The sequence below is a fragment of the Nostoc sp. ChiVER01 genome, assembly GCF_034531155.1.
Lineage (GTDB): Bacteria > Cyanobacteriota > Cyanobacteriia > Cyanobacteriales > Nostocaceae > Nostoc.
This window is the reverse complement of sequence record NZ_JAVRBS010000003.1, coordinates 339,220-361,789: the sequence shown is the minus strand read 5'-3', so window position 1 is coordinate 361,789 and position 22,570 is coordinate 339,220. Positions and strand designations below refer to the sequence as shown.

Annotated in this window: 23 protein-coding genes; 17 read left to right on the top strand and 6 right to left on the bottom strand. The window is 40.0% G+C overall.

The window, feature by feature from the left end; genetic code table 11:
* Positions 1-245: 245 nt before the first annotated feature.
* Together RMY00_RS06170 and RMY00_RS06165 are read left to right on the top strand one after the other, a co-directional pair.
* A complete protein-coding gene (locus tag RMY00_RS06170; protein ID WP_322646701.1) occupies positions 246-809 on the top strand; it encodes a pentapeptide repeat-containing protein in 564 nt (187 codons plus the stop codon).
* A gap of 171 nt (positions 810-980) precedes the next feature.
* A complete protein-coding gene (locus RMY00_RS06165; protein WP_322646700.1) occupies positions 981-2,165 on the top strand; it encodes a M20 family metallopeptidase in 1,185 nt (394 codons plus the stop codon).
* Between the two features lie 81 nt (positions 2,166-2,246).
* Here the strand turns inward: RMY00_RS06165 and RMY00_RS06160 are convergent, their stop codons facing one another.
* Positions 2,247-3,299, bottom strand: coding sequence for a hemerythrin domain-containing protein (locus tag RMY00_RS06160; protein WP_322646699.1), 1,053 nt, complete (start codon positions 3,297-3,299; stop codon positions 2,247-2,249).
* Between the two features lie 460 nt (positions 3,300-3,759).
* Complete coding sequence (locus RMY00_RS06155) at positions 3,760-5,067, bottom strand: serine/threonine-protein kinase (RefSeq protein ID WP_322646698.1); 1,308 nt, start codon at positions 5,065-5,067, stop codon at positions 3,760-3,762.
* A 346-nt stretch (positions 5,068-5,413) separates the two neighbouring features.
* Here RMY00_RS06155 and typA point away from each other — a divergent pair, with 346 nt between their 5' ends.
* From typA to RMY00_RS06115, 8 genes are all read left to right on the top strand, one after another.
* Positions 5,414-7,204 carry a translational GTPase TypA gene (gene typA, locus RMY00_RS06150; RefSeq protein WP_322646697.1) on the top strand — a complete coding sequence of 597 codons (1,791 nt, stop codon included), beginning with the start codon at positions 5,414-5,416 and terminating at the stop codon, positions 7,202-7,204.
* Positions 7,205-7,390: 186 nt separating this feature from the next.
* A complete protein-coding gene (locus tag RMY00_RS06145) occupies positions 7,391-9,208 on the top strand; it encodes an ATP-binding protein (RefSeq protein WP_322646696.1) in 1,818 nt (605 codons plus the stop codon).
* A gap of 11 nt (positions 9,209-9,219) precedes the next feature.
* Complete coding sequence (locus tag RMY00_RS06140) at positions 9,220-10,029, top strand: response regulator (protein WP_322646695.1); 810 nt, start codon at positions 9,220-9,222, stop codon at positions 10,027-10,029.
* Positions 10,030-10,141: 112 nt separating this feature from the next.
* Positions 10,142-10,450 (top strand): retroviral-like aspartic protease family protein, encoded by a 309-nt coding sequence (locus RMY00_RS06135; RefSeq protein ID WP_322646694.1) that lies wholly within the window; start codon positions 10,142-10,144, stop codon positions 10,448-10,450.
* Entirely contained in the window at positions 10,428-10,763 is a 336-nt protein-coding gene (locus tag RMY00_RS06130; protein ID WP_322646693.1) for a hypothetical protein, read from the top strand. Before RMY00_RS06135 ends, RMY00_RS06130 begins: the two co-directional genes overlap by 23 nt.
* Before the next feature lie 269 nt (positions 10,764-11,032).
* On the top strand, positions 11,033-11,329 hold the full coding sequence (locus RMY00_RS06125; RefSeq protein ID WP_322646692.1) for a BrnT family toxin: 297 nt from the start codon (positions 11,033-11,035) through the stop codon (positions 11,327-11,329).
* Positions 11,319-11,603 (top strand): hypothetical protein, encoded by a 285-nt coding sequence (locus RMY00_RS06120; RefSeq protein ID WP_322646691.1) that lies wholly within the window; start codon positions 11,319-11,321, stop codon positions 11,601-11,603. The genes RMY00_RS06125 and RMY00_RS06120 overlap by 11 nt, the downstream gene beginning before the upstream one ends.
* A gap of 117 nt (positions 11,604-11,720) precedes the next feature.
* Positions 11,721-12,884 (top strand): DUF58 domain-containing protein, encoded by a 1,164-nt coding sequence (locus RMY00_RS06115; RefSeq protein ID WP_322646690.1) that lies wholly within the window; start codon positions 11,721-11,723, stop codon positions 12,882-12,884.
* 145 nt (positions 12,885-13,029) lie between these two features.
* On the opposite strand, the gene RMY00_RS06110 is transcribed toward RMY00_RS06115, so the two are convergent.
* Entirely contained in the window at positions 13,030-13,680 is a 651-nt protein-coding gene (locus RMY00_RS06110; RefSeq protein ID WP_322646689.1) for a PEP-CTERM sorting domain-containing protein, read from the bottom strand.
* A gap of 469 nt (positions 13,681-14,149) precedes the next feature.
* Here RMY00_RS06110 and RMY00_RS06105 point away from each other — a divergent pair, with 469 nt between their 5' ends.
* The 5 genes from RMY00_RS06105 (at position 14,150) to RMY00_RS06085 (ending at position 17,857) form a co-directional block, all read left to right on the top strand.
* Positions 14,150-14,515: a ferredoxin thioredoxin reductase catalytic beta subunit gene (locus RMY00_RS06105; RefSeq protein ID WP_109012622.1), complete on the top strand. Its 366-nt coding sequence runs from the start codon at positions 14,150-14,152 to the stop codon at positions 14,513-14,515.
* Positions 14,512-14,904: a DUF309 domain-containing protein gene (locus RMY00_RS06100; protein WP_322646688.1), complete on the top strand. Its 393-nt coding sequence runs from the start codon at positions 14,512-14,514 to the stop codon at positions 14,902-14,904. The genes RMY00_RS06105 and RMY00_RS06100 overlap by 4 nt, the downstream gene beginning before the upstream one ends.
* 363 nt (positions 14,905-15,267) lie before the next feature.
* The gene (locus RMY00_RS06095; protein WP_322646687.1) at positions 15,268-15,765 is read left to right on the top strand and encodes an LptA/OstA family protein; all 498 of its coding nucleotides are present in this window, start codon (positions 15,268-15,270) and stop codon (positions 15,763-15,765) included.
* Positions 15,766-15,795: 30 nt separating this feature from the next.
* Entirely contained in the window at positions 15,796-16,524 is a 729-nt protein-coding gene (gene lptB, locus RMY00_RS06090; protein ID WP_109009670.1) for an LPS export ABC transporter ATP-binding protein, read from the top strand.
* Between the two features lie 217 nt (positions 16,525-16,741).
* The gene (locus tag RMY00_RS06085; protein WP_322646686.1) at positions 16,742-17,857 is read left to right on the top strand and encodes an LptF/LptG family permease; all 1,116 of its coding nucleotides are present in this window, start codon (positions 16,742-16,744) and stop codon (positions 17,855-17,857) included.
* A gap of 90 nt (positions 17,858-17,947) precedes the next feature.
* On the opposite strand, the gene RMY00_RS06080 is transcribed toward RMY00_RS06085, so the two are convergent.
* On the bottom strand, positions 17,948-18,568 hold the full coding sequence (locus tag RMY00_RS06080; protein ID WP_322646685.1) for a CP12 domain-containing protein: 621 nt from the start codon (positions 18,566-18,568) through the stop codon (positions 17,948-17,950).
* Positions 18,569-18,996: 428 nt separating this feature from the next.
* On the opposite strand from RMY00_RS06080, the gene RMY00_RS06075 reads away from it, so the two are divergent.
* Positions 18,997-20,304: a hypothetical protein gene (locus RMY00_RS06075; RefSeq protein WP_322646684.1), complete on the top strand. Its 1,308-nt coding sequence runs from the start codon at positions 18,997-18,999 to the stop codon at positions 20,302-20,304.
* A gap of 30 nt (positions 20,305-20,334) precedes the next feature.
* On the opposite strand, the gene RMY00_RS06070 is transcribed toward RMY00_RS06075, so the two are convergent.
* Together RMY00_RS06070 and RMY00_RS06065 are read right to left on the bottom strand one after the other, a co-directional pair.
* The gene (locus RMY00_RS06070; protein ID WP_322646683.1) at positions 20,335-21,015 is read right to left on the bottom strand and encodes an S-layer homology domain-containing protein; all 681 of its coding nucleotides are present in this window, start codon (positions 21,013-21,015) and stop codon (positions 20,335-20,337) included.
* A gap of 152 nt (positions 21,016-21,167) precedes the next feature.
* Positions 21,168-21,647, bottom strand: coding sequence for a hypothetical protein (locus RMY00_RS06065; RefSeq protein WP_322646682.1), 480 nt, complete (start codon positions 21,645-21,647; stop codon positions 21,168-21,170).
* Between the two features lie 191 nt (positions 21,648-21,838).
* Here RMY00_RS06065 and rpiA point away from each other — a divergent pair, with 191 nt between their 5' ends.
* Positions 21,839-22,549, top strand: coding sequence for a ribose-5-phosphate isomerase RpiA (gene rpiA / locus RMY00_RS06060; protein ID WP_322646681.1), 711 nt, complete (start codon positions 21,839-21,841; stop codon positions 22,547-22,549).
* The last annotated feature ends 21 nt before the right edge of the window (positions 22,550-22,570 follow it).

Sequence of the window (22,570 nt, the reverse complement as noted above, 5' to 3'; positions counted from 1 at the left end):
CTTACGACTTGATTCTATAGCCTATATTTTAGTTTGAGTAGTCTTACCATTAGAATTTATAGTATTTTTACACCTTCTTAATCAATGCTTCATCCCTGTTGTTCTTTGGGGAGGCAGTATATGTAAGTATGACAGTACGCAATATGCGTCACTTGCCGTTTTTGTGGATATCTGTAAAAAGATATGTAACTATGGCAATACGTAATATGTGTCACTTGTCATTTTTGTGGATATCTGTAAAAAATATGAAACTCAAAATTGTTGCTATCGTTGCTCTGTTAGCTTGTTTTGGATTTGCAGAGCAAGCCCTTGCATCAAATCAGCTAGATTTAGATCAGCTGAAGGCAACAAGTACCTGTCCTAGATGTAATTTGAGTGGTGCTGACCTTACTAAACTGAATCTAAGTGGAGCAAATTTGCGAGGGGCTGACTTGAGTGGTGCTACATTATCTCAAGCTGATCTCACGAATGCCGATCTTACTGGCGCAAATTTAGAAGCTGCGGTTTTGAATTCGGTCAATCTCAATGGTGCTTCCTTAACAGGTGCAAATTTAAAATCAGCATCTCTGGAAAATGCCGATTTGTCTAATGCCGGTTTCATCAGCGCTAATTTGGAAGCAGCAAACTTAAAAAATGCCAAATTGGAGTTTACCAATTTTCGGGGGGCTAACTTCCGACTAACAACTTTGGCTAATGGTGTCGTTACCTCCGACAAACCTTATGGCTGGTCGTTAGAACGTCAGAATATTAGAGCATGTAACGAGTTCAAACCCGAAAATACCTTAGGCACAACCTGTTATTCAAAATAAACTGGGGAGTAGGGAATGGGGAGTAGGGAAGGGAGCATTGATTATTTCTCCCTCATCTCCCTCATTCCTCTCTGCTCGTCTTCTTGCTTGACTTATCCTTGTATAGCAAAAGCATTTTGTTTGTTAACAGTTCTTTATCATGGGAAAAAAGCCTATAGATTAATTGAATCCATGCTTACCCATATTAAAGACTTAGCAACAAAACTAGCGCCCCGCCTAATTGAAATTCGCCGCCACATTCACTCTCACCCAGAACTGAGCGGCCAAGAGTACCAAACAGCAGCTTTTGTGGCTGGTGTTTTGTCTTCCAGTGGTCTGCACGTACAAGAAGGAGTTGGCAAAACGGGCGTTATTGGAGAACTGCAAGGCATTAGCGAAAATGACCATTTATTGGCAATTCGCACCGATATGGATGCCTTGCCAATTCAAGAGGGCACTAATTTAGAATATGCTTCTCGTGCAGATGGTATTATGCACGCCTGCGGTCACGATGTCCATACCACCGTGGGCTTAGGAACGGCAATGGTACTGTCCCAAATCGCTGAAGAGTTAGGTGGGAAAGTACGATTTTTATTTCAGCCAGCCGAGGAAATTGCTCAAGGGGCAAGCTGGATGGTGAAAGATGGGGCAATGGAAAATGTCTCAGCTGTATTAGGGGTTCATGTTTTCCCTTCTATACCCGCAGGATCTATTGGCGTGCGTTACGGGGCATTAACAGCCGCAGCTGATGATTTAGAGATTCTGATTATGGGAGAATCTGGGCACGGGGCGCGTCCCCATGAGGCGATTGATGCGATTTGGATTGCTTGTCAAGTAATTACTGCATTGCAACAAGCCATCAGCCGGACGCAGAATCCCTTGCGTCCTGTAGTATTGAGCATTGGTAAGATTAATGGTGGCAGAGCGCCGAATATAATTGCTGATAAAGTGCAGTTATTGGGAACCGTGCGATCGCTCCATCCTGAAACCCGGGCCCATCTCCCAAACTGGATTGAAAACATTGTATCTAATGTTTGTCATACCTACGGGGCAAAATATCAAGTCAATTATCGCCAGGGTGTACCCAGTGTCCAAAATGATTATACCCTAACGCAATTGTTACAATCAGCCGCAGAAGAAGCTTGGAGTAGCGATCGCGTTCAAGTCTTACCCGAACCTTCCCTTGGTGCTGAAGATTTTTCTATGTATTTGGAACACGTTCCCGGTTCCATGTTTCGTTTGGGTGTCGGCTATAAAGAAAGAATGATTAACCACCCGTTGCACCATCCCCAATTTGAAGTCGATGAATCTGCCATTATCACCGGGGTTGTAACAATGGCATATACCGCTTATAAATACTGTCAGCAAAATTCGTAAACAAAAACTCCCAGCGCTAATGTGCTGGGAGTTTTTGTTTAACTAACTTTTTTTAGCGGATATAGAAAGCCCGAAAGCCTGCTACACCTTAGATTCGCTAACAACACCGAGCTTTTGTTGAATTCGGGTTTTAGCGGCTTTGAATTCAGTAGCAAGTTGTTCACTTTGCTCAGTACTCAAATTGTTGCGAATGGCAGCAAACAGTGTGCTTTCTTCTTGACGAATATGATCGCCAAGAGCATCCAATAGCTGTTTGACTTTTTCTTTGAATTGAGGTGAAGATGGGCTAATAGCCTTAATTTCCTCTAATGCCTGCTTCGCATGAGCTTGTTCGTCAAACAATTCTTGGGTATTATCTTGACCGTAGAAAGGACGTACTCTTGGATATACTACTTCCTCTTCAGCTTCAGCGTGGGCACTTAAATCCTTGTAAATTTGACCGAAATACTCTTGGATCTTCTGTGGATTGTCGCTTTGCAGGAGTTCGGTAAATAGGGTATTTACCTTGTTGTGATCGAGGCGGATGACATCCTGGATATTCAGATCGCTTTTGTCACTGGTTTGGGTAACAGCACTACCTACTACACCACTTACCGCAGCCATAGCGTCTTGAACACGCGCCCAAATGCCTTGATCTGCATCTTGTCCAGTTAATTCACGAACACCCAGAATTTCCAGAATACCTTTGAGTTGTTCTTGGTGAGCGCGGTTCTCAAAGTTAATGGTATTCAAAGGTGCGATCGCTAACAAAACATCAGCACCAACTTTTTGAGCAGCTTTGTGAACTATCAAGCCACTCATTACAAGTTGATGTTTTAGCAATTCATGCTGAGATACTTTTTCATACAGGCTTAACTCAGAACCTTTGAACAATTCACGAGCTTTTTCAATGAATTCTGTAACATTTTTTTTGGGTTCAGCCTGAATGCCATACTGACCAATTACAGTTTCCAAAATGCCAAGATTTTTTTCGTCATCGTTGAGAAAATTGCGGATGCGATCGCCAATTTCGGCATCAAGTCCTTGGGTCAAAAGCGATCGCTCATTTTCGATAACCAATTGTTGAAGTGCTTTGATACTTGCCAATTTTACAGCAATAGCATTGCGTTTCGTATCATCTAAAGTAGCTACCATCCGTGTTCTCCTCGGCAAAGTGTTCATCATTATTACTTGATATAACCTTGACACAGAGGTTAGGAAGATTCCATCTTTCTTTTGAGCGATCGCACTCACAACTCAGGGTAGAGAAATAAAAATTTTCGTTACATTTTCTGCTTTTATACTTTTAGATAGATAATATTTAATTTTAAAACTATATCCTGAGATAGATAGTTTTTAAGTTTTGTTTGATAATGTTCAATTTCTTAATATCAAAAAAGAGTAAATATTAATCAGCAAATACATTGTATTTTCCAAAAACGTTGGAAATTATTAGTGTAATTAATTCTTTATGTATGAATTAGCGTGATTAAAAATTAAAAAAGTATCTCTTCTATTAATTTAAAATATTATCTTAATTTTTTCGTAAGCTATTAAAGCTTCCATAGTAGTATCTACCAAAATATTTTTAACTATAATACCTGACTGGGCGCTGTTAAAAATAGTATTTTTTCTGAAAACTATCCATCATTTCCTTTGCTAAAGGATGATAACCATTGTTATTCAAAAATCCCAAAGGTGACTCTTTAACCTGATAGCTAATGGCTTCACCAGTTGTTACCAACCTAGCGAAGTGTTCGCAATTCCATCCTAAAATCCCATAGTGCCAGTCCTTGAAGAGTTGATAAGCAATGAGACATCTATCGAGAACTTCCTTCCTATCCAATAGTTTCACTGATTTGACTACATGAGCCTTTTTTGGAATAGGGAATACAGCAAACCCACTTCCACCAAAGTTAAAAACGTGAGTATCAGAGATAGTTACGTGATAGTGTAATGCTAGATCGTTATGATGCTCTCTATGATGAATAAGTAATCCTGCATTGGAACTACTATAGTCCGCATAAGCATGGAATTCACTGATAATATCGTCCATCACTGAAGAAGTAACTATATTTTCAGTAGGAAGATCAATCTTAGTAGGTTGAATTTTTTGAATACTTATAAGTGATAACCATTCTTTTATTGAATGAGGTCGTTCCTCTGGCTTAACCTCCATACCCTTGAGGATTGCCTGATTTACTCTATCACTAATACTATAATTAATTTTTTTTGGTTCCTCCAATGGCGTACCAATTGCTCTTAGTGGTGCAAGGGTTGGCACTTCTCCAGTTAGCATAGAATATAGTGTTGCTGCTAAAGCATAAACGTCAGTATAAGCACCTCTTTTTGCTCTTTTGTCATATTGCTCAATTGGTGCAAAACCATCAGATAAAATTTGTGTATGAGTTTGAGTGAGATTCGGGGTAAATTCCCTTGCAATACCAAAATCAATTAACACAGCCTCAGAATTATTAGAACGCAACATGATATTTTGCGGTTTCAGATCCCGATGCAATAAACCGTTATTGTGAACTACGATTAATGCTTCACCAATCTGCTGAATGTAGCGTAATGCTTCTGCTTCTGGCAAAACGCCTTGATTCTCAATTCGACTAGCTAAATCTTCCCCAGGAATATATTCCATTACCATACACCACAGGGAATTTTCATTGATTACTTCATCAATTTTCACAATATGAGGATGACTACATTTAGCTAGTTTTATTGCCTCATTCAAAAAATCTTGCTGAAACTTAGCAAAATCAGGACGGCGTTGCACTTTATCATTTAACGTTTTAATGGCAAAGTAACGCCCGTAATTATCTCTGGCGAGATAGGTAATACCAAAGCCACCTTCACTTAATTCTTCTTGAATTGTGTATTTCCCACTCTGCAATTGCTGTCCTAACACCCAAGCCATTGTTTAAAAGTCCAAAATGCTGGTGTCAATTGTGGCACAAGTTAAACTAATTTACAGAAAAAAATATATATTAGAAGTTTTAACCAGGCATTTACCCACTCTTCAACTACCTGAGTTAAATTTTTTAAGTTGAGCGGGTAAATAATTCAACATTAAGCACATGATTTAGGCTGCCTAACTTTCTGCGTTATGCGGCGTTTACAAACCTCACCGCAATTGTGACGATTACGCTAGAATTGTTAAAGGTTCTTTACAGAATTTGCCGATCATCCCCAATTCTGTTAAAACAGCCTAGCATTCAAATGTAAATCTTATAAACCCCCTCTAGAGTTCACCAAAAGCTTCTATGACGCTCCCAATTCGCAACGTCGCCATCATCGCCCACGTTGACCACGGCAAAACCACGCTGGTTGACGCACTCCTCAAACAATCCGGCATTTTCCGCGAAGGCGAAGACGTTCCGGATTGCGTTATGGACTCCAACGCCCTAGAACGGGAACGGGGTATTACTATCCTTTCCAAAAATACGGCGGTTCGCTACAAAGAAACACTAATTAATATTGTTGATACTCCTGGACACGCCGACTTTGGTGGCGAAGTTGAACGCGTACTTGGCATGGTTGACGGATGTCTTTTGATTGTCGATGCTAACGAAGGCCCAATGCCCCAAACGCGCTTTGTTCTGAAAAAAGCTTTAGAAAAAGGGCTGCGCCCCATCGTTGTAATCAACAAAATTGATCGCGGACAAGCTGACCCCCACGTTGCTGTTGATAAAGTATTGGATCTGTTCTTGGAATTAGGAGCAGATGAAGACCAGTGTGATTTTCCTTATCTATTCGCTTCCGGGATGGGAGGTTTTGCTAAGGAAACCTTGGAAGCAGAATCAGTAGACATGCAACCCTTGTTTAACGCGATTCTGAAACATGTTCCATCACCAGTAGGCGATCGCAACAAACCTCTGCAATTACAAGTCACAACCCTAGATTATTCTGAATACCTGGGACGGATTGTCATTGGTAGAATTCACAATGGTACTATCCGTTCAGGACAACAAGCGGCTTTAGTTACAGAAAATGGCACCATCGTCAAGGGTAAAATTACCAAGTTGATGGGCTTTGAAGGACTCAAGCGCGTAGACCTAGAAGAAGCAACCGCAGGTTATATTGTCGCGGTAGCTGGTTTCGCCGATGCTTATATTGGAGAAACGATTACTGACCCCAATGAACCCCAAGCTTTACCACTAATTAAAGTGGATGAACCAACCTTGCAAATGACCTTCTGGGTGAATGATTCGCCCTTTGCAGGTCAAGAAGGGAAGTTGGTGACATCAAGACAAGTACGCGATCGCCTATTCCGCGAACTTGAAACCAACGTTGCTTTGCGCGTTGAAGAAACCGATTCTCCCGATAAATTCCTCGTTTCCGGTCGTGGAGAACTCCACTTGGGTATCTTAATTGAAACCATGCGCCGGGAAGGATTCGAGTTTCAGGTATCTCAGCCACAGGTTATTTACCGCGAAGTAAACGGTCAACCTTGCGAACCTTACGAACTCTTGGTATTAGACATTCCTGTTGATGCTGTGGGTAGCTGTATCGAACGCCTGGGACAACGCAAAGGCGAAATGCAAGATATGCAACCTGGTAGTGGCGATCGCACCCAGTTAGAGTTTGTCATCCCCGCCCGTGGATTGATTGGTTTCCGGGGTGAATTCATGCGAATGACTCGTGGTGAAGGCATCATGAACCACAGCTTCTTAGATTACCGTCCACTCAGTGGTGATATTGAAGCGCGTAACAAAGGCGTTTTAATCTCCTTTGAAGAGGGTGTTTCTACCTTTTACGCCATGAGAAACGCAGAGGATCGAGGAGCATTCTTTATTACTCCTGGCACAAAGGTTTACAGAGGCATGATTGTAGGCGAACACAATCGTCCGCAAGATTTGGAACTAAATATCTGTAAAACCAAGCAGTTGACCAACCACCGTGCTGCTGGTGGCGATGAATTGGTTCAGTTGCAAGCACCAATAGACATGAGCCTAGAGCGTGCCTTGGAATACATTGGCCCCGATGAATTAGTGGAAGTTACACCCCAATCGATTCGTCTACGGAAGATGTCAAAGAAGTTGGCGAAACGGTAAGTAAGAATTCTTAATCGATTTAAAAAGCCCGCAAATGCGGGCTTTTTAGTTTGTTAATTCCAGGGTTTTAAACTGAATTTAATTTATGCTTAACTAACTAACTGCGATTGCCTCTATTGGGCTAAAATTAGAATATTTTCTTAGAGTTAAACCCTCTATTATAATCAACCTCTCAAATAATGCAATATGGAACCTAACTTAGGACTCCAGCAGCTTAATGATTTGCTTGAGGTCAGGAATACCCTGATGAAGTGTCGTAACGTTGAGGAGGTAATTCGGGATGCCCTTACCAAAGTGCGTCAAAGACTGCATTCTCAAGTGGCATCTATTTTTTTGTTCTCTAAAGATGGTTTTGTAGAGCGTAGGGGTATCAATGGTGTTGATAAAGATGGACTACCGATTGATAACACTTGGTTTCAGAATGAGAAATATAAGCCAGGTGAAAGTTTTTCTGGAAAAGCTGTACCTTTTAAATTAAATTCTGTTTATGGAGAACCTCAATGGTCTAACAGTCTTGATATTTACGAGATGAACGCTGAAAGCAAAACTGCTTATCTAGAAAAACTAGGGTATTTAAAGTATGGTATTTCAGTTCCTTTGAATGGTTCAAACAGAACATTTGGAACGATTGAAGTCATCAATAAAGTTGACTCGAACAATAAGGTTATTACTAACAACGGTTTTTGCAAGGAAGATGTTTATTGGTTAATAATTATAGGAATGAATGTTGCAACTGTAATATCAAGTTTGCGAAAAAAAGAAAAGTTGGAAATATTTGCCCAGATGACGCAAGAGCTTATAAAACCTCTAAGTGATTTGGAAGAAAAATATGTTTATGATTATATAGCGAAACAATTAACTAGTTCACTAAGACCATATAAAGCATGTATCCTCCGAATTGCAAATGATGCTGAAGTATTGGAGGTAGTTGCTAAGAATGGTACGAATGATGTTTCTTGGCAAGAAAGAGTAGATGAACCAAGAGATAAGACATTAGGCATCGTAGGGAAAGTTTATAGAACTGGCAAGACTGAAATAGTTGAAAATATAGAAAAAAGAAAAGATGAATATAAAAATCTAAGTTGGATACAAAACAATGGCTTTAAATCACATGCTTGCTTTCCGCTCAAATTAGAGGGTAAAACTATCGGTACATTATCTATTTTCACAAGTTATCCTTATAGATTCTATAATGACAATCTTGCTTTTATAGATAAAATCTCTTCTCTAGTTGCTGCGTTTACTGAGAGGGTACATATGACCTATGAACTCCGTAGACTCAGAAACGAATGCGATAGAGAGCGTGATACGATCCTTAGCGCAGCAAGATTAGCAGGATATAACAATGCAATGCAGGGAGTTTTACATCAGTACAAAAATGAAATCCTCGACTTCTGCCATATTTTGCAGGAAATTGAATCTGCTGGAGTAGTCCGTAGGGCAGAGCAAATAATCAACAAACAGATAACTTTTTATAAAGAGCGAGTTGTAGAAATACAGAAAGAATTTGAAGCAGATGAACTTACCTCTATTAATATTAACGATGTGATTCGAGATGTAATTGAGTATTTTTCTCTTGAAATTAGAGAAAAAAATACTAAGATTGTTGAGAAGTATCAATATGGAATACCGAATGTTTTGCTTGTAAAAGCAGAAATAAAAGATGTTATTTATAATCTGATATCTAATGCTATAAGGGCAATACAGAAAATAGGTAGAAAGAATGGTGAAATAACAATTTCGACAGATATAGATAAGTCAGAACGAATAACCTATGTTCAAATTTCAGTGGAAGATAATGGTATTGGTATTAGGAAAGAATTGAGTGAACAGATTTTTGAAAAAGGATTCACTAGTCATAGAGATGAAGGAGGAACAGGAAGAGGTTTGTTTATCACACGTAGGATTTTGAGTAATTATGGTGGAAAGATTTTATTTGAATCTACTGTTGGAAAAGGTACGAAGTTCTTCGTAAAAATTCCATTAAAACGTCATCAAGCTTAAGGAAAATAACTATGAATTCTTGCTTAGAAGCTGATCCCTACATAAAAAAAGAAGTGGTGATTATGGAAGACAATCCTACCACACGAGAAACCATTAAGCAGGTCATGGAAGAAGAATTTGATTGGCGAGTTCATGTAGTAAATAACAAAGATGAAGTTGTTGAACTTGCACAAAAGAAATATGCAGGATTTTATATCCTTGATATCCATATGGGAAAAGATAAGCCCGAAGAAGGATTAGATGCTTTAGAGGAAATTAAGGAAATAGATAAAAATGTATTTGTTTCTATTTTTTCTGGTTATCCATCAAAAAGAGTGCAAGAGAAAGCATCAAAGCTAGATGCTGACGAATTCCGACCAAAATCACCTGATTTGAAAAAAGATATTCGTTTCATAGCTAGTAAAATGCTGTGCCATATGTTTCAAAGAACTAAAGAAATACAGGAGGAAATAGCTGATAAGCTAGAGAAGCTGAAGCAAGAGGTAATTGAAAGCCTACCGATAGACTTTCTGGATTCTGAATTCAATGTTGAAGTTTTTTCTGATGTCGTTAATCTTGTTCCTAATGAAAAACCTTTAGATGTAGATATAAATATACTTGCTTTTGAAAAGCTGAGAGCAAACGAAGATTGGGTTAGAGAGAATACAGGATTTTATGTTGCGTTTGTGGATGGTAAGTTAGCAAGTAAGGATAAAGACAAAACGAATCTGATTCATTGGTTACGTTCTTCAGAGTTTCGAGATATGTCTACATTCTTAATAAAAGTTGAGGATGAAACGATTCTTGAATTGCCTAGTTCTATCTGGTTGGGTGATATCTAATCTTAAGGTGATGGAGTAAATTCTAGTGTATAATTACGGCAATCTACAATCCAATGGTCAACCTGGTCCAGAAACTGAGATCGAACTCTTGTCATCTTCAAGAGTATATGTAGTGGATGCTATTGTCGATAGCGGAGCATGTATGACTTGCGTTCCAAGTGGATATATAGATAGGATGAATGCACCAATTTATGGACGAAGACTATTTCGAGGAGCTGTTGGTTCACCAGAGTATAAAATGACTTTTTTCGTTGATATTAGAATTGGAGAACATCAATTTGAAGGATTAGAAGTTGTTGCAATTGATAATAAAAAATATGCTCTCATTGGCAGAGACATTCTTAATCAACGTAAAATAACTCTTGATGGAAATAATAGAATGTGGAGCATCGACTTTAATGAAACTAACGAAAATTATTGATTTCTTTAAGTATACATTTTTGGGTGAAGTCAGAGAATCTGAATCTTCAATTGAAATTGCCGAACTTAGCGAGGATAATTCTAGTTTATCAGAGGTAGGACTCAGTTTTAGAGACTATACAAGAAGCAAGATTATTATCCTAATTAATTGGGTTTTAATGATAGTTTGTTTATCATGTTTTGTTGTTATCATTATTTATTCATTATTTTTGCGAAGTGAAAAAATTCCTGACATAATTCAAAACACTTTCTCTCTATCTCTCGGCTGGTTTGGAAGTTCTCTAGTAACTTTCTTAGAAAGCAAGCCTAAATGAGGCTACTTTCATGATGAGCGAAAAAGCTATGAACAATTCTTCAAGGACGATCTCAGACAAATTGGTTTTTGTAACATCAATTCGATAACGACACAAGCCAAGGGCGATCGCTAACCAGCAGATATTCTTATAGAAAGCGATCTCCAAACCATAGCATAGATTTACAGTGCGACGCCGAATAGCCCGTCGTAGACATCGCCCTTACGGAAATATCTCTGTTTCATAAAACGTATTGACAACGTAAATACACAATGTCTACTATGTAAGGTATGGATGTGTATTTTGTGCTTAATGGTGTCACTTTCGTTTGGAACGAAGAAAAAGCTTGGATAAATCCCAGCAATCATGATGGCGTGACATTTCAGCAAGCCACAGAGGCATTTTTCGATCCGTTTTTAGTGGTTGTTGATGCAAGTCGCAATGATGAAGAAAGAGATGCTGTTATTGGCTTAGACAGACGGTGGAATCTTCTGTATATCGTCTACATTGAACGTGAAAACGAAATAATTCGGATCATTTCAGCTCGTAAAGCAACACGCAAGGAGCGAGAATATTATGAAAGCTGAAGCACTGAAAAAGCGACTCGATAAAAATCGTCCAATGACTACAATCACAATTCGCATTCCCGAAGATGTCATTGAAGATTTGAAAAGAATAGCACCATTACTGGGATTTTCTGGCTATCAGCCGTTAGTGCGTGCCTATGTTGGGCAAGGGCTAAGATCCGATCTGGAGCGACTGGAGGGTAATAATATCTCAGCACTGATTGCTAGCTTGAAGCGTCACGGTGTTAGCGATGAGGTTATCCATGAAGCCCTCACTGAAGTTACTCAAAAATAGTGTAATTGCGATCGCCCCTTCAATCCAGCACGCTTCATAAATTACTACTATTATGGTTTTTTTGGTGAATCCCTGAAACACTGTGAATTTCAGGTGGTGTTGGGTTAAAAAAGAAACATGAAAATCATCAAACCCATCACCAATTGGTTAGAAACCCGCGCCAGTGCCCCTGCTTATGGCGGTTGGGTACTAGCAGCAACGGCTATTTGTTTTTTTGGCGCAGGTATCAATACGATGGCTGGTTGGCTCTACGCCATTAGCGGCATCAGTTTTGCCCTTTTGGGTGTAGCAGCTATCTTACCGCCGCGATCGCTCACAAATCTATCCATCACTCGCCGTCCCATTCAACCTGTGTCAGCAGGTGACGATCTCACTGTAGAATTAGAAATCCGCAATCAGGCACAGCAGCCTGTAAGCTTATTGCAAGTTGAGGATATATTACCTTTCGTTTTAGGAAAACCAGTACAAAAGGCAATCGAAACAATTCCTCGCCAAGGTAGTTACCGTTGGATATATTACCACCCTACCCAGCGCCGGGGTGTTTATCGCTGGCATACAGTCGAACTAGGTTCTGGTGCGCCTTTAGGGTTGTTTTGGTGTCGCCGTCAGCGTGATTGTGCTGCCACAGCGATCGTCTATCCCACAGTGTTACCCTTGGCTACCTGCCCTTTAGTAGACGAAATGGGGCAAGAAGAGAGCAAAAGGGGCGATCCTCGTGGTAAACCCTTGCAGACAGCGACAATAGGATTGGTGCGATCGCTCCGTCCTTACCGCATCGGAGATCCCACCCGTCTGATTCACTGGCGAACTAGCGCCCGCTATGGAGAATTAAGGGTGCGAGAGTTAGAAATGGTTACAGGTGGACAAGAAATAGTTATTGCTCTTGACAGTGCTAGTAATTGGGAAGAAGAAAACTTTGAACAAGCAGTAATTGCCGCAGCATCACTGTATTTTTATGCACAGCAACAGCAATTACAGGTGCAATTATGGACAGCATCTACAGATTTAATTAAAGGCGATCGCTTTGTATTAGAAACCTTAGCAGCAACTAGAGCATTAGAAGATGCCAGTTCAGCAGTTCCTAAAAGATATGCTTTGATTTGGCTAACTCAAAACCCCCTAAGCCTTGCTACTCTTCCTCAAGGTAGTCGCTGGGTTTTGTGGCCAAATATTTCCTCACCAGCAGAACAAGAGGTAATCAATTGGGAACACCCTGGTATAGTTTTGCAAAGCGATCGCGCTCTGCAACCTCAACTACAAAAAACATTAAATTCGTATTAATCAATACCTTCGGCAAAAACACATCTTAGAAGGGCTATACAAACAAAGCCTACTTTTACAGAATATAAAACTTTTAGCCCACGCAGGTAAACTTTGTTTGTGTAGCCGCAACTTTTAGTGGTTCGGGCAAAGTGCAAGGTTTGAGTTAACTTTGGTTTAGCTGTTTACGTCTTAATACTGAACCAATACTTAAAGTACCTACTGCAAATAGCGCTGGTAGCAATGTAGGTTCGGGAATAGATGTAGCTTTTTCATTAAAGGTAAAGTTATCAAGCGCAAACTGTGTCCCAGTACCACCAAGATAATTTGGCTCAACTCCACCAAAGGACGTAAACTTTAATTCATCAACACCAAAATAATCAAAATTAACTAAAGTTGGCTGTGTCGTATCTACAATCACAGTTTTTGAATACAGGGTTGCACCATTCTTTAAACCTTCTACAGTAACCGAAAGACCATTATTCCAAGTAGCTGATAGGTAAGCACTGTTGAAGTCAAAAACACTATCACTTACTAGGGCTGGGTTTCCAAATCCGTTGAAAGCCACATAGTCTCCTGAGACTCTTCCATTGTCTTCACCTGTACGTCTAACTTTAGGACTTGAGCCATTTATGTAGTTAAAATTATTCCAATTAAATCCACCGTAACCGTTAGGAATCTCATTAAAATATGAAATAGGCGCTATATCATCAAATGTTAAAACAGTTGCTTGGGCTACTGCTCCTATTCCCAAAACGATGACTGTTGCTGCGATCGCAGTAGTCGGTAACTTTTTTGCAACAGTTGAAATACTCATAATGGTAGTAGTTGTAACTATTGAAAAGTTTGTGTTTTTTATCACACGCTTTAGACCATACACTAAGTTTCAATAAGTAACAAGTGTTACTACTTAGTAATTTCATAAAATCTGATAAAGTTATCATGAAGAGAATTCAGCACAATGTATAAATAAACAAAGGCTGACATAAGGTTAATAAATGGATCGCACTCGGTGTCTTCCGTTATACGTGTCACAGTGTCGTTTTTTGATTGAAATAAATCAACCTCTTGACTTTTAAATTCTGCCTCAAGATGCAACTTGAATTTTGATTAGCCTAGAAGTTAAGCTTGTGTGGTTTTTAGATTTTCTCTGATCCCACACACCAGACATATCAACCTTTAAGCAAAGGTAAAACAACTTGAACGCGTAAGGTTAGGGAAATCCACTCGTAATCCCTTAGTGAGGCTGAGGTACAATGCAAAGAAATATTTAAATTATGAGCGACATGATCACATCAGAAAATAACACAAAATCCAGCGATAAAAGCCTAGAGGCAATGCGGCATTTTTCTGAACAATATGCCAAGCGTACTGGAACATACTTCTGTTCTGAACCTTCTGTTACCGCAGTTGTCATTGAAGGACTAGCGAAACATAAAGATGATCTAGGTGCGCCTTTATGTCCCTGTCGCCATTACGAAGATAAAGAGGCTGAGGTTCACGCCACATATTGGAACTGCCCCTGTGTGCCAATGAGAGAACGCAAAGAGTGCCATTGCATGTTGTTCCTCACCCCTGACAACGAGTTTGCTGGCGAAAAACAAGAAATTTCTCTCGCAACAATCAAAGAAGTACGAGATAGCATGGGATGAGCGAAACCATCCCCCAAGAGTTTTGGCAAGGCGTAGAACAGTTCAATTCTGGTCAGTTTTACGCTTGTCATGACACTTTAGAGGCTTTGTGGATTGAAGCCAGTGAACCGGAAAAAAGCTTTTATCAAGGCATTCTCCAAATTTCTGTGGCGCTGTATCATTTGGAGAATCGCAACTGGCGAGGTGCAGTAATTCTGTTGGGAGAAGGCAGCAATCGCCTTCGCCGTTACCCATCCAGCTACAGTGGCGTTGATGTAGATGAGCTATTGAATCAGAGCGCAGTGTTATTAACGACATTACAACAAATAGGGCAAGACTTGATTACATCTGGTAATTTGGGTGAAAATCAAGTCTTATCTTTGCCTAGAATTGTGCTGTCTAGTGATTAGACATCTGGTAATTAATTGTGCGTTGCCCAAAATCCTTAGTAGGCACAATTCATGTAGACGCAAAACATCTTAAGGCAGGGTATTGTGCCTACGGCGTTGCTGATTCCATGTATGAAAAAGATTTTGCATAATACCAGAATCTTTGTAGAGACTTACCAGTGCTACATCTCTACAAAGATACATCAACGCCGTGCTTACGTTATTTTCACTCAGATGTCAATTTCCTGAAACCTTGAGGTTGGGGGTAGCGTCACTATTTCAGCCAGTAGTTATCGGAAATCACTCCAGATTGTATATTTCATATCTGGATAAAGTACTTGAGATAATTAGAATGCAAGCTGAAATCCTGAATCCCCAATTGCTATGATGCCCTCCTATCAATTGCCCATATCCCAGATACGTCGCTTTGGATTAGCTTTAATGCTGCCAGTTGCACTCTTGGGCACTTTTGTCTTTCCTACTCAAGTGCAAACCGTTACTGCACAAACATCTCAGGCAAATCGACCCCTCACTATCCGCGCTGATGTGCAAGAATATGACGCGAAAAATCAAGTAATCACTGCTCGCGGTAATGTGCAAATGTTATATCCGGCTCGCCAGATTCAGGCAACATCTGCCCAAGCACAGTACTTTAGTAAAGAACGCCGAATTGATTTCAGTGGTAACGTCTATATTTTGCAACAAGGCGGTAATAGTATCCGAGCGGAGAAAGTAACCTATTTAATCGATGAAGGGCGATTTGTTGCTTTACCCCAATCCAACCGTCAAGTAGAGTCGATCTACATGATCCAGGAATCAGATAATGATGGACAAACTGCGACACCTGCCCCAAAAACACCACCTTTGAAGCCTTCTAATTAGCATTTATCACCAACAAAGGGCGGCTCCAGCGTGAAAATTGTTTTAGAGAATATCCATAAATCTTACGGCAAGCGAGTAATTGTCAATCGTGTCAATCTTTCTGTTGCTCAGGGCGAAATCGTTGGTTTACTAGGCCCCAATGGGGCTGGTAAAACGACGACATTTTACATTGCCACAGGTTTAGAAAAACCCAATCAAGGAAAAGTCTGGTTGGGTAATCTAGACGTTACAGAAATGCCAATGCACAAAAGGGCCCGACTGGGTATTGGCTATTTAGCACAAGAACCAAGTGTTTTTCGCCAGCTTTCGGTAGAGGATAATATTCTGTTGGTACTAGAGCAAACGAATGTGCCACGATGGGAATGGTCAAGACGACTCACAACTTTACTGCGGGAGTTTCGCTTGGAAAAATTAGCCAATAGCAAAGGAATTCAACTTTCTGGTGGTGAGCGACGGCGGACGGAATTAGCAAGGTCTTTAGCTGCGGGAAAAGAAGGGCCAAAATTTTTACTTTTGGATGAACCATTTGCAGGAGTTGATCCGATCGCAGTCTCAGAAATTCAGCAAATTGTCGCACAACTGCGCGATCGCGGCATGGGAATCTTAATTACAGATCATAATGTCCGTGAAACCTTGGCCATCACCGATCGCGCCTATATAATGCGCGAGGGACAAATTCTCGCTTTTGGCGCTGCTGACGAACTCTACGGCAACCCCCTGGTGCGACAATACTATTTAGGTAATAATTTTCAAGTCTAAATTAATCATTATTTAGTTAATAATTTAAAAGCTATTTTAAAAAATTAAATATAGATTTGTTAGTTAATTTTCAGTTATTAAAAATTAAATTTAAATCCTAAATGTAGATATCATTTATTTCGCCAGGGTTGCTAACATTGAACTTTTCAAGCTAGTCATGATATCAAAGAAATTTACGTCTTTCTACAACCTATTTTCGCTGCTACCTTTTACGATCATGGATCGTTACCTTGCTAGCGAATTGTTAGCGCCGTTTTTCTTTGGTGTCGGAGCTTTTTCATCAATTGGCGTTACTATCGATGCTGTATTTGATTTAGTCAGAAAAATTGTAGAATCTGGGCTACCCATAGACATTGCCATTCAGGTTTTTTTGTTAAAGTTTCCTTACTTTATCGTTTTAGCCTTCCCTATGTCTACGCTGCTGGCTACTTTAATGACTTACAGTCGTCTTTCTAGCGAGAGCGAACTAATTGCTCTGCGTGGTTGTGGGGTGAGTGTCTATCGGATAGTGCTAACTGCGGTGCTGTTGAGTCTTGTGGTTACAGGAATGACATTTGTGTTTAACGAACAAATTGCACCAGCAGCAAATTACCAAGCGGCGATGACTCTGGATCAAGCCCTCAAATCAGATAAGCCAACTTTAAAACAGCAAAATATTTTCTATCCTGAATACCAGGATGTTATACAGCCGGATGGTTCTAAGAATAGGATTTTGCTCCGCTTGTTTTACGCCGACCAATTTGACGGTAAACGGATGTCAGGTTTGACGATTATAGACCGTTCAACAAAAGGTCTGAATCAAATTGTGGTATCAGAAACCGCCCAGTGGAATCCTTCTCAAAATGTCTGGGATTTTTACAACGGTACTATCTATTTTGTTGCTGCCGATCGCTCTTATCGCAACATTGTCAGATTTGAACACCAACAACTGCAACTACCGCGCACGCCATTAAGTCTGGCAGAAAAAAGTCGGGACTATGGTGAGATGAATATTGCTGAAGCACTAGATCAACTACAAGTAGAACTTCTCGGTGGCGATCGCCAAAAAATTCGTAAACTCGAAGTGCGGATTCAACAAAAAATCTCCTTGCCTTTTGTATGCGTAGTTTTTGGCTTAGTAGGTGCAGCGATGGGAAGCATACCCCAGCGAACTGGAAGAGGTACCAGCTTTGGGATTAGTGTCGTAGTAATTTTTTCGTACTATTTAATTTTCTTTATTACTGGTGCGATCGCCCAAGCAGGTGCTCTCTCTCCCTTTATAGGGGCTTGGTTGCCCAACTTTCTTTTTCTAGGAATAGGTCTATTTTTATTGATGCGAGTTGCCAAACGTTAAATAGAGATAGCAAAGAGTAGAAGCAAGAGGAATAAAAAATTACTTTTCCCCCTCTGCTCCCCTGCCTCTTTCTTCATCCCTACACTTCAGTTACGGATGATAATTTCGACATTCTGGTGCATTTGGGTTTTCCTTACAGTATTCTTCAAAAGAGACTTTGGCTGATACCATACCCTCAGCTTTCTGATGAGCGGCTTCTGCTTGAAGTTCTTCTACCTCATCCCAAGCGGCTGCACAGGCTTTAGAATAAGCACCTTGTTCGGTGCAAATAGCGCGAGAATGCTCAATGGCTTTTTGAATTCTCTCTTCCAGCAATAGGGCTTTTGGCGCTTCCACAAAATCGCTTTTGGTCAAAATGTCGGTAATTGAAATGATGCCCAACAACTTACCTTGAATCACAGGCGCTCGATGAATACCAGTGTTAGCAAATAACCGCGCTACATATTCCACACCTAAATCAGGATTGACCACAATGCAAGGCTTGCTCATAATTTCGTAAACCCGCACTTGCTTTGGGTCTTTACCGTAGGCTGTTACTTTATAAACAATATCCGTTTCTGTGACAATGCCATAAGCATCATTGTCATAGCGACGATCTACAACTAGCGCCCGCAATTTTTTGTCCTTCATCAGCCCCACTGCTTCAGCAACAGTCGCCGAACCGCGAATGGTAACTACATTTTTAGTCATGATATCTTCAGCTTTCATCATTGCTGTAGTCTCCTGGTTAATAATACGGTGCAGCACAGTGCCTTCAGAGGCATATCGGAGCATTGCAGCACACAGTTTAATTTCCTAACTAGAAAATAAAAAAGTTGAACTTTTGTCCAGCTACAACAATAAATTAGACCAGTTGTCAACTCGTGATGTTATCCACTGTTACCGATACCCAAAAATAAGCATAAATTGCCATAACTTTCTAAAAAATCTCGCCAAAGGACTACAGCCCCCAAAAAGTAAATTTTTGACTACTACATGTCTATTGGTACTGACTAATAACTGATGGAGAAGTTAGGATAAAATTACTATCCAACTTCAGTTGAGATATTCCTGTTTAGAAAAACAAAATAATTAAACACCGACGCTTTTACCTTCCGTCAAGTTTTACCGATTTCGAGAAAATTTCAATTATCAATCCCATGCCAAATCGTCATTATCCTCCCGCCTACTTACGCTATCTCAAAGCCAGGTTATGGAATCTAGGGCGACCTGGTTTTTGGGGCACTGCAATTTTTTTATCTGTAGTTGGGCTAGTAACTTGGGAATACTGGTCAAACCCAGATATTTTTGTTTATAAGCAAAAAAGTCAAGTTGCCTCACAAGAGCCTACTGATTCCTCGCTGTCACAAGAAAACAAAGCCATTGCAGCAGATATTGATAATCTGCCAGTTTTATTTAATGACTTTAATCAAGCAACTCCTTTAGTAACGCCAAATAATCCCAAGGAAAATACTGAAGCGAAAAATAGTCAAAACTCCTTAGAGGATGTAATTAAAAAACAAAATTCTGCTAATGATACCAAATTAAATCCTGGTCTAAGCGTTAATGCTGATACCTCTTCAAGTTTTAAAAATCCCTTTGTTGTACAAACAGAAAATTTATTGCGGACTGGGACGGTTGATAATAATAGCCAGTTTTTAGGTATTAAGCCTTTAAATACGCCATCTGAACCAACAGAGGCAGAAACATCTTCTAGCTTGGGTATTGGATTCACGAATCAAACCAACAAGAATCAAAATTCTGTTTCCACCAGCCCTTTGCAACCAGCACCCAACCAATCGACAAACCAGCAATATTCTAGCTTCAATGGGACTGCAACTCAGACAAATACTTTAGGCCAAGCCTCTGAGCCAGGAACAACATTGATACCACCCATTAATAGCTTACCCAATCAGAATTCTTTACCAAATGCTGGGTTAACTACTGGGACAGGCTACACCTCAACGGGTACGAACTTACAGCAAAATCCCTACAGTAATGTAAATAATTTAAATAACGGTCAGGTATTACCTAATAATAGGTTAAATACTGGTACAGGTTATACATCAACGGGTACAAACTTACCGCAGAGTCCCTACAATAATTTAAATAACGGTCAAATATTGCCTAATGTAGCACCAGTAACGCCCCCAGGCACGTATGCAGTACCAAGTAATATTGCACCTTACTCTAGCCAAATTCCAAATCAAAGCGTTGTCACCCCCACAAACCCTGTAGGATATGGGAATTATGGGTTGCAACAACCGACGCAACCATTACAATCTACTTATGGAAATTATGGGTTGCAGCAACCGACGCAACCACCACAATCTAATTATGGAAATTATGGGTTGCAGCAACCGACGCAACCACCACAATCTAATTATGTGTTGCAGCAACCAACACAGTCTAATTCCTTATATCTTCGCCAGATTCGAGACAGGTATAGAGGTTCAGATCAAAGATGATTTTAAGCACCTTGGCTGGATAAAGTCTAGCTAAGGTGTTTGTGGGCTATTTGGAATAATTGGAACTTCTGGTGTTTCGGGTTGTTGCTGTTGTCGTTGTAAATATTTACTCAATACATAAGCCATATCTCCACGGGTTACAGGTTTTAATGGAGAAATGTTACCTTGAGCATCTGTATTAAGAAATCCTTCAGTAGCGACTGTAGCGATCGCTTTTCTAGCCCAAGTTGGGATAGACTTTTCATCTGGATATGAGGCCAGAATATCATTCACAGCCTCATCGGGAAACTGAAATACACCATAAGCCTGGGCGAAAATAGCAAGAGCTTCAGCCTTTGTCACCTTTTGGTTAGGAAAAAATTCATTACCCCGATAGCCTTTCATGATATCAGTTTTTAAGACTGTCTGTATATCATTAAATGCCCAATGAGAACGAGGAACATCGGGAATAGCTAAATTTTCTTTGCTAACAGCTTGTCTTTTATTTAGCCCAAATGCTTTTACCATGATAGAGGCTAATTCGGCCCGACTGAGTAACTTTTCTGGATAAAACTTGCCATCAGAATAGTTTGTCATCCATTTGATTGCAGTTACCTGTTGAATGGCATCAGATGTGACTCCAGAAGTATTTTCTGGCACTGAGACCTGAGCAATTGCTGGTAAATTTTGTAGTAGTGCTACTAAAGATAAAGTAATTGAAAGCTGACGCATTATGATAACCACTTTTAGCTGCTAAGTGAATTTAAAAAACTACGTTACTGAGGCTAACGCAAAATTTGGTATTTTTAATAACCTGTAATTCAGCTAGTGACGAATTTAGACTGGACAATGTTGCTCTATGTATGTAGGTGTACCTATAAATTTTAAAAATTAGGACTTTGTTCAAAATCCCAGCACTTCCCATGATTCCAGATTCTACCAGTGTGTTCACATTCTGATTTATCGTCAATCCAAGGAATTGAAGTAGGGTGATAAGAGTTAGATGTGGGAGTAAGTGAAGACAATGCAGAAGAAAATATAGTGTAGCTACAAATCGATAGAATGATTAGAAATCCTAAAAGGAACAAGATATTGGCAGGAGTCCAAAAAGGATATAAACCTCTTTCAGAGCGTAAACGTACTTTCGAGCGACGTTCTGAACCTGCTAGCAACACCAGATAAAACCTTAATCCGGGAATTGGTACTGAAACTCTTATGTCTAAAGAATGACGTGTCCTAGCACGAGAGGCCAAACCCCATTTTATGGCTTCTAATTGCTCCACCGTAAAGGTATTTATTACTTCCGGGTCAATCTCAGCGAAAAGTTGCTTAAAATTAGGATCAGTATACTGATGGTTTTTCATGTAATTTGTATAGCAATATACACATTATTACATTAGTCATCTCCTTTGTTCCGGACACTAAAATATTTTATTTTTTAGAATTCCCTAATCAAGGAAGTAGAGATAAGCAAAAACTTGTTTTTTACCTTTCATCTTTTGAGGTTATCTGCCCACTACTATGGACTATAGTCAGTTTTTCAGGAGTTTTGGCAATGACCGCAGCAGCAGATCCCGTAAAGTTGATGAAGCAAGAAGTTGGCAAAGCCGCCGCCGCTTTAGTAAAGTCGGGTTCTATTGTAGGCTTAGGTACGGGATCAACAACAGCATATACAATTCAGTTTTTGGGCGATCGCCTCAAGTCTGGCGAACTTAAAGATATCATTGGTATACCGACATCATTTCAGTCAGAAGTACTGGCGAAGCAATACGGTGTACCTCTTGCCACCTTGGATGCTATTGACCACATCGATATTGCCATTGATGGCGCAGATGAAGTTGATCCGCAAAAGAATTTAATTAAAGGCGGTGGTGCAGCACATACCCGCGAAAAAGTCGTAGACTACCTGGCAGAACAGTTCATCGTTGTGGTAGATAGTGGTAAGTTAGTAGATCGCTTAGGTTCTACTTTCGCTGTGCCTGTGGAAGTTATTCCAATGGCAATTACTCCTGTGACTAATGCCATCAAAAAACTCGGTGGCAAACCAGAACTCCGCATGGGTGTAAAAAAAGCTGGGCCAGTGATTACAGATCAAGGCAATTTTGTTTTAGACGTCAGATTTGACTCTATTGAAGATCCAGTCAACCTAGAAAAGACATTAAACAACATTCCTGGTGTTCTGGAAAATGGTATTTTTGTTAACTGTGTCGATTTAGTTTTGATTGGTGAAGTCAAAGATGGTCAGCCATTAGTGCGGCAACTGTAAGAGTTATAGATTTTGGATTTT

Coding starts and splice junctions, on each gene's coding strand:
- RMY00_RS06170 (WP_322646701.1), top strand. CDS start 246: ATGAAACTCAAAATTGTTGCTATCGTTGCTCTGTTAGCTTGTTTTGGA.
- RMY00_RS06165 (WP_322646700.1), top strand. CDS start 981: ATGCTTACCCATATTAAAGACTTAGCAACAAAACTAGCGCCCCGCCTA.
- RMY00_RS06160 (WP_322646699.1), bottom strand. CDS start 3,299: ATGGTAGCTACTTTAGATGATACGAAACGCAATGCTATTGCTGTAAAA.
- RMY00_RS06155 (WP_322646698.1), bottom strand. CDS start 5,067: ATGGCTTGGGTGTTAGGACAGCAATTGCAGAGTGGGAAATACACAATT.
- typA (WP_322646697.1), top strand. CDS start 5,414: ATGACGCTCCCAATTCGCAACGTCGCCATCATCGCCCACGTTGACCAC.
- RMY00_RS06145 (WP_322646696.1), top strand. CDS start 7,391: ATGGAACCTAACTTAGGACTCCAGCAGCTTAATGATTTGCTTGAGGTC.
- RMY00_RS06140 (WP_322646695.1), top strand. CDS start 9,220: ATGAATTCTTGCTTAGAAGCTGATCCCTACATAAAAAAAGAAGTGGTG.
- RMY00_RS06130 (WP_322646693.1), top strand. CDS start 10,428: ATGAAACTAACGAAAATTATTGATTTCTTTAAGTATACATTTTTGGGT.
- RMY00_RS06125 (WP_322646692.1), top strand. CDS start 11,033: ATGGATGTGTATTTTGTGCTTAATGGTGTCACTTTCGTTTGGAACGAA.
- RMY00_RS06120 (WP_322646691.1), top strand. CDS start 11,319: ATGAAAGCTGAAGCACTGAAAAAGCGACTCGATAAAAATCGTCCAATG.
- RMY00_RS06115 (WP_322646690.1), top strand. CDS start 11,721: ATGAAAATCATCAAACCCATCACCAATTGGTTAGAAACCCGCGCCAGT.
- RMY00_RS06110 (WP_322646689.1), bottom strand. CDS start 13,680: ATGAGTATTTCAACTGTTGCAAAAAAGTTACCGACTACTGCGATCGCA.
- RMY00_RS06105 (WP_109012622.1), top strand. CDS start 14,150: ATGATCACATCAGAAAATAACACAAAATCCAGCGATAAAAGCCTAGAG.
- RMY00_RS06100 (WP_322646688.1), top strand. CDS start 14,512: ATGAGCGAAACCATCCCCCAAGAGTTTTGGCAAGGCGTAGAACAGTTC.
- RMY00_RS06095 (WP_322646687.1), top strand. CDS start 15,268: ATGATGCCCTCCTATCAATTGCCCATATCCCAGATACGTCGCTTTGGA.
- RMY00_RS06085 (WP_322646686.1), top strand. CDS start 16,742: ATGGATCGTTACCTTGCTAGCGAATTGTTAGCGCCGTTTTTCTTTGGT.
- RMY00_RS06080 (WP_322646685.1), bottom strand. CDS start 18,568: ATGATGAAAGCTGAAGATATCATGACTAAAAATGTAGTTACCATTCGC.
- RMY00_RS06075 (WP_322646684.1), top strand. CDS start 18,997: ATGCCAAATCGTCATTATCCTCCCGCCTACTTACGCTATCTCAAAGCC.
- RMY00_RS06070 (WP_322646683.1), bottom strand. CDS start 21,015: ATGCGTCAGCTTTCAATTACTTTATCTTTAGTAGCACTACTACAAAAT.
- RMY00_RS06065 (WP_322646682.1), bottom strand. CDS start 21,647: ATGAAAAACCATCAGTATACTGATCCTAATTTTAAGCAACTTTTCGCT.
- rpiA (WP_322646681.1), top strand. CDS start 21,839: ATGACCGCAGCAGCAGATCCCGTAAAGTTGATGAAGCAAGAAGTTGGC.